This window comes from Pseudomonas sp. ABC1 (assembly GCF_013395055.1).
Lineage (GTDB): Bacteria > Pseudomonadota > Gammaproteobacteria > Pseudomonadales > Pseudomonadaceae > Stutzerimonas.
Window position 1 is genome coordinate 2,399,306 of sequence record NZ_CP058349.1, and the last position, 15,002, is coordinate 2,414,307.

At 65.4% G+C, this 15,002-nt stretch carries 14 protein-coding genes; 3 read left to right on the top strand and 11 right to left on the bottom strand.

All coding sequences use genetic code 11. The annotated features are described in order from the left end of the window. Nucleotides 1-83 precede the first annotated feature (83 nt). From HW090_RS10585 to znuA, 3 genes are all read right to left on the bottom strand, one after another. The gene (locus HW090_RS10585) at nt 84-1,052 is read right to left on the bottom strand and encodes a FecR domain-containing protein (RefSeq protein ID WP_179113495.1); all 969 of its coding nucleotides are present in this window, start codon (nt 1,050-1,052) and stop codon (nt 84-86) included. A gap of 2 nt (nt 1,053-1,054) precedes the next feature. After that, a complete protein-coding gene (locus HW090_RS10590) occupies nt 1,055-1,579 on the bottom strand; it encodes a sigma-70 family RNA polymerase sigma factor (protein WP_179113496.1) in 525 nt (174 codons plus the stop codon). 120 nt (nt 1,580-1,699) lie between these two features. Next, nucleotides 1,700-2,629, bottom strand: a complete 930-nt coding sequence (gene znuA, locus HW090_RS10595) for a zinc ABC transporter substrate-binding protein ZnuA (RefSeq protein ID WP_179113497.1) — start codon at nt 2,627-2,629, stop codon at nt 1,700-1,702. 145 nt (nt 2,630-2,774) lie between these two features. On the opposite strand from znuA, the gene HW090_RS10600 reads away from it, so the two are divergent. Genes HW090_RS10600 through HW090_RS10610 form a run of 3 tightly spaced genes read left to right on the top strand, consistent with a single transcriptional unit; the run spans nt 2,775 to nt 7,951 of the window. Then, entirely contained in the window at nt 2,775-5,042 is a 2,268-nt protein-coding gene (locus HW090_RS10600) for an ATP-binding protein (RefSeq protein ID WP_179113498.1), read from the top strand. Between the two features lie 17 nt (nt 5,043-5,059). Next, nucleotides 5,060-5,536 (top strand): response regulator, encoded by a 477-nt coding sequence (locus tag HW090_RS10605; RefSeq protein WP_179113499.1) that lies wholly within the window; start codon nt 5,060-5,062, stop codon nt 5,534-5,536. Between the two features lie 36 nt (nt 5,537-5,572). After that, nucleotides 5,573-7,951 (top strand): response regulator, encoded by a 2,379-nt coding sequence (locus HW090_RS10610; RefSeq protein ID WP_179113500.1) that lies wholly within the window; start codon nt 5,573-5,575, stop codon nt 7,949-7,951. Nucleotides 7,952-7,960: 9 nt separating this feature from the next. On the opposite strand, the gene rfbD is transcribed toward HW090_RS10610, so the two are convergent. The 8 genes from rfbD to HW090_RS10650 form a co-directional block, all read right to left on the bottom strand. Next, nucleotides 7,961-8,827: a dTDP-4-dehydrorhamnose reductase gene (gene rfbD / locus HW090_RS10615; protein WP_179113501.1), complete on the bottom strand. Its 867-nt coding sequence runs from the start codon at nt 8,825-8,827 to the stop codon at nt 7,961-7,963. Then, nucleotides 8,824-9,369 (bottom strand): dTDP-4-dehydrorhamnose 3,5-epimerase, encoded by a 546-nt coding sequence (rfbC, locus tag HW090_RS10620; RefSeq protein WP_179113502.1) that lies wholly within the window; start codon nt 9,367-9,369, stop codon nt 8,824-8,826. Before rfbC ends, rfbD begins: the two co-directional genes overlap by 4 nt. After that, nucleotides 9,366-10,238, bottom strand: coding sequence for a glucose-1-phosphate thymidylyltransferase RfbA (rfbA, locus tag HW090_RS10625; RefSeq protein WP_179113503.1), 873 nt, complete (start codon nt 10,236-10,238; stop codon nt 9,366-9,368). The genes rfbC and rfbA overlap by 4 nt, the downstream gene beginning before the upstream one ends. Next, on the bottom strand, nt 10,235-11,308 hold the full coding sequence (gene rfbB, locus HW090_RS10630) for a dTDP-glucose 4,6-dehydratase (RefSeq protein WP_179113504.1): 1,074 nt from the start codon (nt 11,306-11,308) through the stop codon (nt 10,235-10,237). The genes rfbA and rfbB overlap by 4 nt, the downstream gene beginning before the upstream one ends. A 96-nt stretch (nt 11,309-11,404) precedes the next feature. Continuing rightward, nucleotides 11,405-12,019, bottom strand: a complete 615-nt coding sequence (locus HW090_RS10635) for an ABC-type transport auxiliary lipoprotein family protein (RefSeq protein ID WP_179113505.1) — start codon at nt 12,017-12,019, stop codon at nt 11,405-11,407. After that, entirely contained in the window at nt 12,016-12,954 is a 939-nt protein-coding gene (locus HW090_RS10640; protein WP_179113506.1) for an MlaD family protein, read from the bottom strand. The genes HW090_RS10635 and HW090_RS10640 overlap by 4 nt, the downstream gene beginning before the upstream one ends. Before the next feature lies 1 nt (nt 12,955). Further along, nucleotides 12,956-13,741, bottom strand: coding sequence for an ABC transporter ATP-binding protein (locus HW090_RS10645; protein WP_179113507.1), 786 nt, complete (start codon nt 13,739-13,741; stop codon nt 12,956-12,958). Beyond that, nucleotides 13,738-14,874 (bottom strand): ABC transporter permease, encoded by a 1,137-nt coding sequence (locus HW090_RS10650; RefSeq protein ID WP_179113508.1) that lies wholly within the window; start codon nt 14,872-14,874, stop codon nt 13,738-13,740. The genes HW090_RS10645 and HW090_RS10650 overlap by 4 nt, the downstream gene beginning before the upstream one ends. Between the last annotated feature and the right edge of the window lie 128 nt (nt 14,875-15,002).

The window sequence follows — 15,002 nt, forward strand, 5'->3', positions numbered from 1 at the left end:
AGCACAGTCGTTTTCCCCTACACCGAACGAGCGCCATAAAAAGGGAACCTGCTCCCGGCAACGTTCGGTGCCCCCGATGGCCATCAGGCCGTTTCGATGGTGACCCACCAGGGCAGGATGCGCTGGATACGCACCGGCAGGGCTTTCGGCAGCATGTCCAGGGCGCGCTCGGTGTCCGTCAGGGGGAAGCTGCCGACCACACGCAAGGCGGCGACCTCCGGGCTGCAGCCCAGGTAGCCGTGGCGATGGCGCCCCAGTTCCTCGACGAAGCGCTGCAGCGATACGCCTTCGGCGATGTACACACCCTGACTCCAGGAGCGTCGGGCGGCTTCCACCGGTTGCAACGGTCCGAGCGCGCCATGGGCGGAGAGGGTCGATTGCTGACCCTGCTCCAGCCTGGCTCGTCCGCCAGTAGTGGCGAGCTCCACGCTGCCGGCGAATACACTGACGCAGAGGCCGTCCGACTGGTGGCACAGGCCGAAAGTGGCATTCGCCCCGCTGACCTCGCCGTGACGGGTCGTCACGCGCAACGGCCCGCGCGGATCGCCGCTCGCTTCCAGCAGCAGTTCGCCGCTGTGCAGGCGCAGCAGGCGTTGCCGGGGGCCATAGTGGGTGTCGAGGGCAGAAAGGGTGTTCAGCCAGGCCCGGCTGCCGTCGGGCAGGCTCAGTTCGCGGCGTTCACCGGTGCCGGTGGCGTATTCGGTGGTCAGGGCTGTCAGGCGTTCGGCCAGTGGCGTGTCGCGCAGTGCACGCCAGCCGCCGAGGCCGGCAACGGCCAGTACGCTGATCGAGAGCAAGGCGCGGCGTCGGCTGGTTTGCACGCTGTCCATTGTGCGCAGGGCATCATAGGCCGGTTCGCGATGGGGCTCCTCGCGGAACGGTTCGAAGCGTGCACCGACCTTTTCCACCACGCTCCAGGCCTGGCGATGTGCCGGGTCTTCCTCCAGCCAGTGGCGCCAGGCGTTGCGTTGCGCGTCGTCGACACTGTCATCGCTCAGTTGTGCATACCAGTCGGCGGCCTGCTTGAGGTGCCGGTAGTGGGGCGTTGTCATCTTCAGGCGTCCGCCGCGTCGGATGGGCCAGCTTCCAGCAGAGCGCATTGCAGCATGGCGCGGGCCATGTATTTCTTCACCATGCGCTCCGAGATATCGAGTCGGGCAGCGATCTCGCGGTAGCCGTAGCCGTGGATCTGCGCGAGCAGGAACACCGTGCGAGCCTTTGCCGGCAGGCTGCGCAGCAGGGTGTCGATCTCGTAGAGGGCCTCGGTCAGTATCGCTTGCCGTTCGGCGGAAATGGCGAAGGTTTCCGGCTGCATCGCCAGGGTTTCCAGCCAGGCCCGCTCGATGTTGCGCCGCCGCCAGCGGTCGATGGACAGGCCGCGTGCCACGGTGCAAAGGAAGGCGCGCGCGTCGCTGTCACTGGCGAAGTGGCGGGGTTTTAGCAGCAGGCGCAGGAAGCTGTCCTGTGAAATATCGTCGGCTTCCTGCGAACAGCCGAGCCGTCGTGCCAGCCAGGCTCTCAGCCACGAATGATGGTTCGCGTACAGCGTCTCTATCGGTGGCGGATCGTTGGCTGGCATGCCTGGCCCATGTGCGGGAGGTGACGGGGAGCGTCGAAGAGGATGCAGAGAATATTTCTCATTCACTTCTTCGGCAAGAGGGACCACCCGCAAGCGGATTCCCCGTCATCGCATGCCGGGTTATTTCAGGCAGTTTTCCAGCGCGTCCGCCAGGCCTTTCAGCAGTTGCTCATAGCCCGTGGCGGATACCGGGATGTCGGCTCCCAGGGCATCCAGCTCGGCCAGTTTCACCGGCAGATCGGCACTCAGGGTCTGGGCCAGGCGCGGTTGCAGGGGTGGTTCGCTGAAGATGCAGCTCGGCCCGGCCTGTTTCAGTTGCTCGCGCATTTGCGCCACATGGCGGGCACCCGGTTGCACGTCGGCGCTGACGCTGAAGACGCCGGTATGGTCCAGGCCGTAGGCGCTTTCGAAATAACCGTAGGTGTCATGGAAGACGAAGTAAGGCTTGCCGGCCAGGGAAGACAAGCGGCCCCGCAGGCTCTGGTCGAGGCCGTCCAGGCGCGCGGAGAAGGCCTTGGCGTTGTCCCGGTAGCGTTGCGCGTTGGTGGCGTCCAGGTTGGCGAGGTCGTTGGCGATGCGCTGGGCGATGACGCGGGCGTTGGCCGGTTGCAGCCAGAGGTGGGCATCCAGCGAGCCGGGGCGGTGTTCATGATCGTGCTGGCCGGTTTCGTCGTGGCCGTGATCATGGCTGTGCTCATGCTCATGCTCATGCTCATGCTCATCGCCGTAATGGCGCAGGTGCAGCCCTGGCAGGGTCTGCAGCGCCAGGCTCTGGCCGTCACGGCTGGCCAGCGGCCTGGCGAGGAAGTTCTCCATGTCCGGGCCGATCCAGTACAGCAGGTCGGCGTCGCGCAGACGTCGGATATCGGAAGGGCGCAGGGCGTAGTGATGTGGTGAGGCGCCTGGCGGCAGCAGCACGTCCGGCTGGCCGGTATCGCCCAGGACGGCGGCTGCAATCAGTTGCAGGGGTTTGATGCTGGTCAGTACCTGCACGTCGGCGCGCACCTGGGTGGCGGCCAGCAGGCATAGCAAAGTGATCAAGGAACGCACGATGAGCTACCTGAAGAATGAAAGTGCTACAGGATAACGTATAGGCCAGCCGATTCGCCTGTTCATTTCTAAATCGGTAAGGTGTGTGCAGGTCTTTCCTGTGAGGCATACAGGCTCTGGTACGGACTTCAGCGAGGACAGCAACTTGAGTGAACGAGACAGCCAGGCTCCCCTCGGCGAGGCCGAAGCACTGGCTACCGCCATCGAGAACTGTGCCAGGGAGCCGATCCATATCCCTGGCAGTATCCAGCCCCACGGCTTCCTGCTGGTGCTGGACAGCCTTTCACTGGAGGTTCTCCAGGCCAGCGAGAATGTCATCGACTGGCTGGGCGCCCCCGCCGACAGCCTGGCCGGGGCGGCGCTGGCCGATCTGTTCGAGGGCGGTGCGGCCCTGGCGCATGCCGTGTCCAGGGCGGATCGCGAAGAGCGGACGCCCTGGCAACTGGGCGTCCTGCGTCTGCCGAGGGCGGGCGAGGTGCGGGATGTGGTGGCCATGGCCCATTTTGCCGGGGACGTGGCGATCGTCGAGTTCGAAGAAGTCGAGGGCGCGAGACAGGCCAATGGCGATCTCCATCCGACGCTGGCGACCTTCATCGGGCAATTGCAGGATGCCGCGGATATCCAGCAGCTATGCCGGCTGGCCATTGGGGAAATCAAGCGCCTGACCGGCTTCGGGCGGGTCAAGGCGTATGACTTCGACGACGATGGCAATGGCCGGGTACTGGCCGAACTGGCCGATGCGGACTACCCGAGCTACCTTGGCCTGCACTTTCCCGCCTCGGATATTCCGGCGCAGGCGCGGGCGCTCTACTGCGCTAACCGCGTCCGACTGATCGTCGATGCCAACTACCGCCCCTCGCCGCTGGTGCCTGCCCTGAATCCCAGGACCGCACAGCCGCTGGACTTGAGCCAGGCCGCCCTGCGCAGCGTGTCGCCGGTGCACCTGCAATACATGCGCAACATGGGCACGCTGGCGTCCATGTCGATCTCCATCGTGGTGGGCGGCAGGCTGTGGGGATTGATCTCCTGTCATCATGCGCAGCCGCGCAGGGTAACGCCGCAGGCACGCAGCGCCTGCGAGCTGCTGGTGCGCATGCTGTCGCTGCAGATCGAAAGCCGGGAGTCCCGCGCCAGGACCGAGCACCTGCTGTCGCTGCGTCACTATATCTTTCAGCTGTTGTCGGCCATGGCTGACCGCGACAGCGTGCACCAGGGCTTGCGGGAGCAATCGCAGACCCTGCTGGATTTCATGGCCGCCGATGGTGCGGCCATCGTCGATGCCGGTGGCTGCCTGTCGTTCGGGCATGTCCCGGCGGATGCGCAGGTCGAGTCGCTGGCCTACTGGCTGGCCGGACGCAGTGCCAGCGAGCCGTTCCATAGCGACAATGTCGCACGGGACATTCCCGAGTTGCCCGGGCTGGCCGAGTCGGTGGCCGGCCTGCTGGCGGTGTCCGTCTCGCAAATCCACCCGCACTACCTGATCTGGTTCAAGCGCGAGAGCGTGCGTACGGTGAACTGGGCCGGCAAGCCGGAAAAGGTCGTTGGCGCCCAGGGTGCGCTCGACCCTCGCCACAGCTTCGAGCAGTGGCAGGAAGTCCGGCGGGGCTACAGTGCGCCCTGGCACCCCCGCGAACTTCAAGCGGTGCTCGAACTGCGCAACGCGATACTGGGCATCGTGTTGCGCAAGGCCGAGGAAATGGCGCAGTTGGCCAGCGACCTGAGCAAGAGCAACAAGGAGCTGGAGGCCTTCTCCTACAGCGTGTCCCACGACTTGCGCGCACCGTTGCGGCATATCGCCGGCTACGCCGAGCTGCTGGAAGACTTTGAAGGCGAGCGCCTGAGCGAGCGCGGCCAGCGTTTCATCGGCAACATCACCGAGGCCGCCCGTTTCGCTGGCAGCCTGGTCGATAGCCTGCTGAGTTTTTCGCAGATGGGACGGGCGGCCTTGCACCCGGCATCGGTGGACATGCAGAGCCTGCTGGACGCGGTCCTGCATGAGATGCAGCCGGAGGCCGAAGGACGCGAGGTCGACTGGCGCATCGGCAAGTTGCCGGTGGTGTATGCCGATGACGTGTACCTGCACCAGGTGTTGCGCAACCTGCTGTCCAATGCGCTGAAATACAGCCGTGGCCGCAGCCCTGCGATCATCGAGATCGGTGCCGAGCGCAAGGCCGGTTGCGTGCAGGTGTTCGTCCGTGACAATGGGGTCGGCTTCGACATGCAATATGCCGACAAACTGTTCAACGTCTTCCAGCGCCTGCACCGTATGGAAGATTTCGAAGGGACGGGCATCGGTCTGGCCAATGTCCGTCGTATCATCGAGCGTCATGATGGCCGCGTCTGGGCACAGGCTGTGCTGGGCGAGGGCGCCACTTTCTATTTCACACTGCCGGACCCAAGGCAGGGACTCTGAGTCGGGACCGAATGCATATGCTCAAACCCATTCTTCTGGTCGAGGACAATCCGCGCGACCTGGAGCTGACCCTGGTGGCGCTGGAGCGCAGCCAGTTGGCCAACGAAGTCATCGTCATGCGCGATGGCGTCGAAGCGCTCGATTACCTGCTGCGGCGGGGCGAGCATGCCGGACGCCCGGCGGGCAATCCGGCCGTGTTGTTGCTGGACCTCAAGTTGCCGAGGATCGATGGCCTGGAGGTTCTGCGGCAGGTACGCGAGAACCCCGGATTGCGCAGTACCCCGGTGGTGATGCTGACGTCCTCGCGAGAGGAGGTCGACTTGCATTGCGCCTACGAACTGGGGGTGAACGCCTACGTGGTCAAGCCGGTCGAATTCAAGGCATTCGTCACGGCCATTGCCGATCTTGGCGTGTTCTGGGCCATTCTCAACGAGCCGCCTCCCGGTTCGTTGCGGTTGCGCCGCAGGTCGGAGTCGGGTGATACCGGCCGCTGACGGAATGCCGCCGTTGTTCTCCAGGACCCGCCACCCATGCCTTTGAAATCCTTTTCCCTGCTGTTGGTCGAGGACAGCCGCCACGACGCCGAGCTGGCCCTGCTGATGCTCGAGCGTCATGGCCTGGATGTGCGTACGACGCTGGTGCACGACCACCGTGGCGCGGAGCGCGAGCTGCAACAGGGCAGCTTCGACCTGATCATCTGCGATTACCTGCTGCCCGGCTCCTCCGGGACCCAGGCGCTGGAAGTCGCTCAGCGCCTGGCACCGAAGACGCCGCTGATCTTCCTGTCCGGCGTGCTGGGCGAACAGCATGCGGTGGAAGTGGTACGGCGTGGGGCGGTCGATTACGTGCTCAAGCAGAACCTGGATTTTCTGCCCAAGGCTGTGACCCGTGCACTGGCCGAGCAGCACGAGCGCCGCCAGCGCCAACGTGCCGAGGCGGCTTTGCAGGAAGTCGAACTGCGCGCGCAACTGGCGATCGATGCGGCCCGCCTGGGTATGTGGGATTACCTGCCGCAGAGCGGTCGGTTGCTGTGGGACGAGCGCTGCCGGGCCTTGTACGAACTGTCGTCCGAGGCGCCGGTGGATTTCGATTACTTCCTGCAACGTTGCCTGAACGAAGACCTGGCGATGCTGCGACACAAGATCGACCGTGCCCTGCAGGGCGAAGGCCACGAATACCATGCCGAGTACCGCATACGGCTCGAGGATGGCGGGTTGCGCTGGTTGTCGAGCCGTGGCCGGGCGTTCTTCGAAGCGGGTGAGTGCGTGCGCTTCACCGGGGTGTTGCAGGACATCACCCGTGAAAAGCTGGCCTCCGAGGCCTTGCAGAAGCTCAATGACCGATTGGGCGAACGGGTCGAGCGGCGGACCCGCGAGCGCGACCGGACCTGGGAGCTGTCGCGCGACCTGCTGTGCGTGATGCGCCTGGATACCTGCCCGATCAACATCAACCCGGCCTGGACCGCCACCTTGGGCTATGCCCCGGAGGCCTTGCTCAACCGGCCCTTGCTCGACCTGATCCATCCGGATGACCAGACCGCCATCCTCTGCGAGATCGAGGGTCTTGCCCGTGGGCAGATCAGCCAGCGTTTCGTCAGCCGCATGCGCGACGCGCAGGGCGAGTACCACTGGCTGTCATGGACCGTGGTGCCGGATGCCGGCCTGCTGTATGGCGTGGCCCGCGACATCACCAGCGAGCGGGGGGTGATGGAGGCGCTGGCGACCACCAACCAGCGTCTGCTGGAGCAGATCGAGGAGCGCGAGCGGGTCGAGGCGACCCTGCAACAGATGCAGCGGCTGGAAGCCGTCGGGCAACTGACCGCAGGCGTCGCCCATGACTTCAACAACCTGCTGACGGTCATCCTGACCAGTACCAGCTTTCTCGCCCGGGACCTGGAGCGCGGGTCGCTGGAGAAAAGCCAGGCGCGGCTGCAGAACATTCGCGAAGCGGGGGAGCGAGGCGCCAAGCTCACCACGCAGCTGCTGGCATTCTCCCGGCGGCAGCGGCTGGTGCCGGAAACGGTCAACCTGAACGACACCCTGAGTGAGATGCTGGCCCTGCTGCAAAGCACGCTGGGCGGCAGCATCCTGATCGAAACCTGCGTGGCCCCCGGACTCTGGCCAGCGCTGATCGACCCGACCCAGACCGAGCTGATCATCCTCAACCTGGCGATCAATGCCCGTGATGCCATGGTGGTCGGTGGCCGGCTGCGTCTGCTGACCAGCAACGAGCGAGTCGAAAGTCCGCCCTTGCGGGCCGAGGAGCCGGAGCCTGGCGACTATGTGGTGCTGTCGGTGGTGGACTCCGGCAGTGGCATGAGCGACGAAGTGCGGGCCAGGGCCTTCGAGCCGTTCTTCACCACCAAGGAGGTCGGGCGCGGTTCCGGGTTGGGGCTGGCCCAGGTCTTCGGTTTCGCCAAGCAGTCCGGGGGCGGTGTGCGGATCGCCACCGAACTGGGGCAGGGGACCACCGTGAAGGTCTATCTGCCGCGTATGAAGGGGCCGCTGCCCGCGCGCGTGCCGGTGGCTCCAAGTGCGCCGCGACAGCAGGGCGATGAATGCAGTAGCACCATCCTGCTGGTGGACGATGACGCCAGGGTGCGCGAAGTCACGGCGGCGATGTTGCGCAACCTGGGTTACCGGGTACGGGAAACCCACAGCGGCTCTGCTGCCCTGGCCTGCATCGACGGGCAGGTCGACCTGTTGCTGGCGGACTTCGCCATGCCAGGGATGAGCGGCGCCGAGCTGGCCGAAATCGTGCGGCAGCGCTATCCGGCGCTGCCCATCGTGTTCATCAGTGGCTATGCCGAGCTGGGTGCCTTGCGGGCGGAAGGCACGATCATCGTGCAGAAGCCGTTCCGCGACGACGAAATAGAACGCAAGCTGCGCCAGGCGCTGGGCCGCTCGTAGAGCGGCGGCCTACGGCGCTTGCAGGCACTGGTCCAGCGCTTCCTGCCACTCCGGCAGGCGGATACCCCAACTGCGTTGCAGCAACGAACAGTCCAGCCGCGAATACTGTGGGCGCTCGGCGGGTGTCGGGTAGTCCTTCGACGGAATCGGCGTCAGCTGTGCGCGCAGCTTGCCTTCGGCCTGCAAACGCTCGGCGATTGCCTGGGCGAATCCGTACCAGGAGGTTTCCCCGGTCGAGGTCAGGTGGAACAGGCCGAATGGCGTCGGCCGGCCATTTCGCCAGGCATCCACCCAGTGGGCGGTGGTGTCGGCGATGGTGCCGGCCCAGGTCGGTGCGCCGATCTGGTCGTCCACCACCGACAGGCTGTCGCGCTCCTGCATCAGGCGCTGCATGGTCAGCAGGAAGTTCTTGCCGTGCCGCGCATAGACCCAACTGGTGCGCAGGATCAGGTGCTGTCCGCCGACCGCCTGGATGGCACGCTCGCCAGCCAGCTTGCTGGCTCCATAGACGTTCAGGGGATTGGTTTCGTCCTGTTCGTCGTAGGGGCTGTGCTTGCGCCCGTCGAAGACGTAGTCGGTGGAGTAGTGGACCAGCGGCACACCGAGGCGCGCCGCTTCTTCGGCGAGTACCCGTGGCCCTTCGGCATTGATGGCGAAGGCCAGCTCACGCTGCTGCTCGGCGGCATCCACGGCGGTATGGGCGGCGGCGTTGATGATCAGGTCGGGTTTGAGCGCCGCCACCTGCTGGCGGATACGCTGCGGGTCGCTCAGGTCCAGCGTCTCCTGGCCCCACGCATGGATTTCGCCCGCTGGCGCCAGTGCCCGTTGCAGTTCCCGCGAGACCTGTCCGCTGCGGCCGGTGATCAGGATCTTCATTGGAACAGCTCGGCCTCGCTCAGCGGCAGGCCGACCTGGTCCTTGGCCGACAACTGCGGCTGGCCTTGCAACGGCCAGTCGATGCCCAGTTGTGGGTCGTTCCAGCGCAGGCAGCGCTCATGCTCGGGGGCGTAGTAGTCGGTGGTCTTGTAGAGGAACTCGGCGCTCTCGCTGAGTACCACGAAACCATGCGCGAAGCCTTCCGGCACCCAGAGCTGGCGCTGGTTGGCCGCGCTCAGGTGGACGCCGACCCAACGGCCGAAGGTGTCCGAGCCACGGCGCAGATCGACCGCGACGTCGAACACTTCGCCGGCGACGACGCGCACCAATTTTCCCTGGGGCTGGCGGATCTGGTAATGCAGGCCGCGCAGCACGCCACGGGCGGACTTCGAGTGGTTGTCCTGGACGAAGGTGCGGCTCAGGCCGGTGGCCTGCTCGAAGGCGGCGGCGTTGTAGCTTTCATAGAAGAAGCCACGTTCATCGCCGAATACGCGAGGTTCGAGGATGAGCACTTCAGGGATGGCGGTGGCCACGACGTTCATTGTTGCTCCCCTGCCAGCTTGAACAGGTACTGCCCGTAGCCGGTCTTGCCCAGCGCCTTGGCGTGGCTGAGCAGTTGTGCATGGTCGATCCAGCCGTTCTGGTAGGCGATCTCCTCCAGGCAGGCCACCTTCAGGCCCTGGCGGTGCTCGATGGTCTGTACGTATTGCGAGGCTTCCAGCAGGCTGTCGTGGGTGCCGGTGTCGAGCCAGGCGAAGCCTCGACCGAAACGCTCGACGCGCAGGTCGCCGCGCTTGAGGTAGGCATTGTTGACGTCGGTGATCTCCAGCTCGCCGCGTGGCGAGGGCTTGATCGACTTGGCGATCTCGATCACGTCGTTGTCGTAGAAATACAGGCCGGTCACCGCATAGCTGGACTTCGGCTGTGCGGGTTTTTCCTCGATGGAACGGGCCTTGCCGGCATCGTCGAAGTCCACCACGCCGAAGCGTTCCGGGTCCTTGACCCAGTAGCCGAACACGGTCGCGCCCTTCTCGTTGGCGGCGGCCCGTTGCAGTTTCTCGGTGAAGTGCTGGCCGTGGAAGATGTTGTCGCCGAGGATCAGGCACACCGAGTCGTCACCGATGAAGTCCTCACCGATCAGGAAGGCCTGGGCCAGCCCGTCCGGCGAGGGTTGTTCGGCATAGCTGAAGTTGACGCCGAACTGGCTGCCGTCGCCCAGCAGGTTGCGGTATTGCGGCAGGTCATGGGGCGTGGAGATGATCAGGATGTCGCGAATACCGGCGAGCATCAGTACCGAGATCGGGTAGTAGGCCATCGGCTTGTCGTAGATCGGCAGCAATTGCTTGGATACGCCAAGGGTGATGGGGTGCAGGCGGGTGCCGGAGCCGCCTGCCAGCAGGATGCCTTTCATTGATGTGTCTCCACCGCGCCCAGGCGCTCGCGTTGATAGCTGCCGTCCTGCACATGGCGGCACCAGTCGAGGTTGTCCAGATACCACTGCACGGTCTTGCGCAGGCCGCTGTGGAAGGTTTCGCGTGGTACCCAGCCCAGTTCGCGCTCGATCTTGCCGGCGTCGATGGCGTAGCGCTGGTCGTGGCCGGGGCGGTCCTTGACGAAGGTGATCAGCGCGTCATAACGCTCGATACCGGCCGGCTTGCCTGGCGCCAGCTCTTCGAGCAGGGCGCAGATGCCGCGCACCACGTCGATATTCTTTTGCTCGTTGTGCCCGCCGATGTTGTAGGTCTCGCCCACCTTGCCGCGCGTCACCACCTCCAGCAGTGCCCGGGCGTGGTCTTCGACGAACAGCCAGTCGCGGATCTGCGAGCCGTCGCCATAGACCGGCAGCGGCTTGCCTTCCAGTGCATTGAGGATGACCAGCGGGATGAGCTTTTCCGGGAAGTGGTAGGGGCCGTAGTTGTTCGAGCAGTTGGTCACCAGGGTCGGCAGGCCATAGGTACGCTGCCAGGCGCGCACCAGGTGATCGGAGGCCGCCTTGCTGGCCGAGTAGGGCGAGCTGGGTGCGTAGGGCGTGCTTTCCAGGAACAGGTCGTCCACGCCGTGCAGGTCGCCATACACCTCGTCGGTGGAGATGTGGTGGAAGCGGAACGCCTCGCGCCGCTCCTCCGGCAGGCCGCTCCAGTAGGCGCGGGTGGCCTCCAGCAACTGGTAGGTGCCGACGATGTTGGTTTCGATGAACGCGGCGGGGCCGTCGATGGAACGGTCGACGTGGGATTCAGCGGCCAGGTGCATGATGGCGTCAGGCTGGAACTCCGCCAGGACACGGTCGACCGCCTGGCGGTCGGCGATGTCGGCCTGCAGGAAGCGGTAGCGCGGGTCGTTCTCGATGCTGCCCAGCGATTCGAGGTTGCCGGCGTAGGTCAGTTTGTCCAGGTTGAGCACTTCGTGCCGGGTGTCGCGGATCAGGTGGCGAATCAGCGCCGAGCCGATGAAGCCGGCACCGCCGGTGACGAGTATGCGCATGGAGATCTGGTTCCTTTGAATATCTGGAAAATCCGGGAATTGGCATCACCCTAGGGTGCGCCACGCGCACCGGGATAACCCAACGGGTGCCTACGGTCAGGGTTTGCCGTTCAGGCGGGCTTGCTCGTAGAGCCAGTCGAGCAACTGGCGGGACAGCGCGTCGCTGGCTTCGCCGAAGCTGACGACGACCGCGTCCAGGCGTTTGCCTTCGCTGGGCTGGCGGACTTCGAACTGGCGGGTGGCGAGAATGCGTTGGTTGCTGGCCTGTACCAGGTGGGCATCCAGGCGGATGCGTACCTGGGGCTTGCCATCGACGTATTCGCTCTGGAAGGCGCGCAGGTCGCTGACCAGTTCCAGGTCGGTGTGCAGGCCGGCATCTTCATGGCTGACCACCGGGAAGCGGCCATCGCGCTGGAGATTTTCCACCAGCCGATCACGCAGCAGCGTCGGTACCGCATCGGCCCAGCGTGCGCCCTGGTAGGCGCTGACCTGGTTGTCCTGCGGCACCACGGCGATCCGGGCGCTGGAAAGCAGTCGGTTGGCCTCCGGTGTGGCAACGCGCAGGGCTTGTTTCAGCGGCGCTTGCCGGCTGCCGCCGTCGAGAGTGCTTTCGGGCAGTACGTACAGGCTGATCGGCTCGGCGTCCGGCAGTACCGAACAGGCCGACAGCAGCGTCGCCACGAGTATCAATCCGGGCAGGAAGGCTTTCATGGCTTGAACTCCTGAATCTGTTCGCGTCCGAGCAGGAAGGCGCCCGGGTTGTCTTCCAGGCGCTGGGTGACCCGGCGCAGGGCGCCCAGGGTGGTGCGCAGTTCGTTGATGGCCGGACCCATGTTGTTGAAGCCTTGCAGGCCGTTGTCCAGCGCGTCCTGGTTGTTCGCCAGCAGGGTGTCCAGGCGTCCGGTGACGCGCTCCAGCGATTGCAGCGACTGGCTGGCGTTGTCCAGCACCGTACGGCCCTGCTGGTCGAGCAGGCCATTGGTGTTACGTGCCAGGAGGGTGATTTCCTCCAGTGCCGCGCCGGTCTGCTGGCCCAACTGGTTGAACTGTTGCAGGGTCTGGGCGATATCGCCCTTCTGCTCGGACAGCACGCGCGTGCTCTGCTCGAGGTGCGCCAGGGTCTGGCTGATATTGCTGGCGTTCTCCGCCGAGAAGAACTGGTTGGCGCTGCCCAGCAGGTTGTTGATGTTGCTCAGCAGGTCCTGGCCGTTTTCCAGCAGCGCGCTCAGGGGCGACGGGTCGGCGATGATCACCGGCGGATTGTTGCGCTCGCCCTTGAGCAACGGGCTGGCCGAACTGCCGCCATGCAGCTGGATGACCATGCTGCCGGTGATATTGGCCAGCGCCAGGCGCGCGCCGGTGTCTTTCTTGATCGGTGTACCGCCGTAGATGCGGATGCGGGCGCGCACCTTGCTCGGGTCATCCGGCTCCAGCCACAGCTGTTCCACGTCACCGACCTTGATGCCGCTGTACTCCACCGGGCTGCCGCTGGACAGGCCGCTGACATCGCGGTTGAAGCTCACTTCGTAGTACTGGTACTCGCGGTCCATGCTGGACTTGCCCAGCCACAGGGCGAACAGCAGGGCGCAGCCCACCGCGATCACGGTGAACAGACCTATCAGCACATGATGGGCACGGGTTTCCATCTCATTTCTCCTGCACAGCGGCGGCCTGTTGCGCCGCGCGGCCACGGGGGCCGTGGAAGTAATCGCGAATCCAGGGATCGTCGGTCGCCTCTACCACGTCGAGGCGATCGGCTACCAGCACGCGCTTCTGCGACAGCACGGCGACCCGGTCGCAGATGGTGTAGAGGGTGTCGAGGTCGTGGGTCACCAGGAACACGGCGAAACCCAGCGCGTCGCGCAGGGTCAGGATCAACTGGTCGAAGGCGGCGGCGCCGATCGGGTCGAGGCCGGCGGTCGGCTCGTCGAGGAACAGCACTTCAGGGTCCAGCGCCAGCGCCCGGGCCAGTGCGGCGCGCTTGACCATGCCGCCGGACAGCTCGTCCGGGTATTTGGTGGCGGCATTCGGCGGCAGGCCGGCCAGGGCCAGCTTCTGTCGCGCCAGGTGTTCGGCGTCGGCGCGCTTGAGGCCGGCGTGTTCGATCAGCGACAGGGCGACGTTCTCTTGCAGGTTCAGCGAACTGAACAGGGCGCCGCGCTGGAACAGCACGCCGAAGCGCCGCTCCACCTGCGAGCGCTGGCGCTCGTTGAGGCTGCCCAGGTCCTGGCCGAACACGCGGATCTGCCCGGCATTGGGCCGGCGCAGGCCGACGATGCTGCGCAGCAGCACCGACTTGCCGGTGCCCGAACCGCCGACCACGCCGAGGATTTCTCCCTGGCGGATATCCAGGTCGAGATTGTCGTGCACGGTCTGCCGCCCGAAGCGGTTGACCAGCCCGCGCACCTGGATCACTGCGTCGTTGCCCGTCACCAGCCCATCTCCATGAAGAACAGCGCGGCGATGGCATCCAGCAGGATCACCATGAAGATCGACTGCACCACGCTGGAGGTGGTGTGCTCGCCGACCGATTGGGCGCTACCGGAAACCTTGAAGCCTTCCTGGCAGCCGATCACCGCGATGAGGAAGGCGAACACCGGCGCCTTGCCGATGCCGACCAGGAAATGGCTGACGGTGATGTCGCGTTGCAGGATGCCGAAGAACATCGCCGGCGAAATATCCAGCGCCAGGGCGCACACCGCCAGGCCGCCGAGGATACCGCTGAGCATACCGATGAAGGTCAGGATTGGCAGGGTGATCAGCATCGCCAGCACCCGTGGCAGCACCAGCAACTCGATCGGGCTGAGGCCAAGTGTGCGGATAGCGTCGATCTCCTCGTTGGCCTTCATCGAGCCGATCTGCGCGGCGAAGGCGCTGGCGGTGCGGCCGGCGAGCAGAATGGCGGCGAGCAGCACACCGAATTCGCGCAGGAAGGAGAAGGCCACCAGGTTGACGGTGTAGACGCTGGCGCCGAACTCCTGCAGCACCGTGGCGCCGAGGAAGGCCACCACCGCGCCGACCAGGAAGGTCAGCAGTGCCACGATGGGAATGGCGTCCAGCCCGGTCTGTTCGATATGTGCCACCAGCGAGGTGGTCCGCCAGCGCCGCGGGCGTGGCAGGCTGGTGAGCAGCGTTTGCAGGGTCAGGCCGATGAAGCCGAGCAGGTCGCGCTGCTGCTGCCAGACCTTTTCCATGGTCTGGCCGATGTGTGCCAGCACTTCGGTGATGGCGAACGGTGGCGGCGTCTCGCTGGCTTCCGGTGCCTGCATGGCAGCAGCCAGTGTGCGCAGCAGCGCCGCGCGGGCCGTCGGCAGGCCGGCAGCCCAGGAGTCGAGGGTGGCGATGCGCTGTTGGCCGAGCAACTCCACCAGCAGGCCGGCGCCGGCGGTGTCCAGCTCGCCGAGGGTGTCCAGGTCGATGCGCCAGTCTTCGCCGATACGAAGGCCGTCCTGTGCTACCGCCCGCTTGAGCGCGGTGTAGTGCTCGAGCGTCCAGTCGCCAGCGATACGCAGCGTGGCGGGCTGCGCATCGGTCTGCACATGCAGGCTTCCTGGGGTCGATTGCATCGCTATCCTGTGTCTCGGCCAGAGTCGTGATGCCGCCCGTCGGCGGCACAGGGGCGAAATCCTAGCAGGTTGGCTGGCAGAGTTTGCAGCTTTAAATGATGGATAAGGCGTTTACATAAAGGTGTTGG

Bases quoted from the DNA above. Each gene is read 5' to 3' on its own strand.
- rfbB (WP_179113504.1), bottom strand. From the start codon at position 11,308: ATGCGCATACTCGTCACCGGCGGTGCCGGCTTCATCGGCTCGGCGCTG.
- HW090_RS10635 (WP_179113505.1), bottom strand. From the start codon at position 12,019: ATGAAAGCCTTCCTGCCCGGATTGATACTCGTGGCGACGCTGCTGTCG.
- rfbD (WP_179113501.1), bottom strand. From the start codon at position 8,827: ATGAAGATCCTGATCACCGGCCGCAGCGGACAGGTCTCGCGGGAACTG.
- HW090_RS10610 (WP_179113500.1), top strand. From the start codon at position 5,573: ATGCCTTTGAAATCCTTTTCCCTGCTGTTGGTCGAGGACAGCCGCCAC.
- rfbC (WP_179113502.1), bottom strand. From the start codon at position 9,369: ATGAACGTCGTGGCCACCGCCATCCCTGAAGTGCTCATCCTCGAACCT.
- HW090_RS10640 (WP_179113506.1), bottom strand. From the start codon at position 12,954: ATGGAAACCCGTGCCCATCATGTGCTGATAGGTCTGTTCACCGTGATC.
- rfbA (WP_179113503.1), bottom strand. From the start codon at position 10,238: ATGAAAGGCATCCTGCTGGCAGGCGGCTCCGGCACCCGCCTGCACCCC.
- HW090_RS10585 (WP_179113495.1), bottom strand. From the start codon at position 1,052: ATGACAACGCCCCACTACCGGCACCTCAAGCAGGCCGCCGACTGGTAT.
- HW090_RS10590 (WP_179113496.1), bottom strand. From the start codon at position 1,579: ATGCCAGCCAACGATCCGCCACCGATAGAGACGCTGTACGCGAACCAT.
- HW090_RS10605 (WP_179113499.1), top strand. From the start codon at position 5,060: ATGCTCAAACCCATTCTTCTGGTCGAGGACAATCCGCGCGACCTGGAG.
- HW090_RS10650 (WP_179113508.1), bottom strand. From the start codon at position 14,874: ATGCAATCGACCCCAGGAAGCCTGCATGTGCAGACCGATGCGCAGCCC.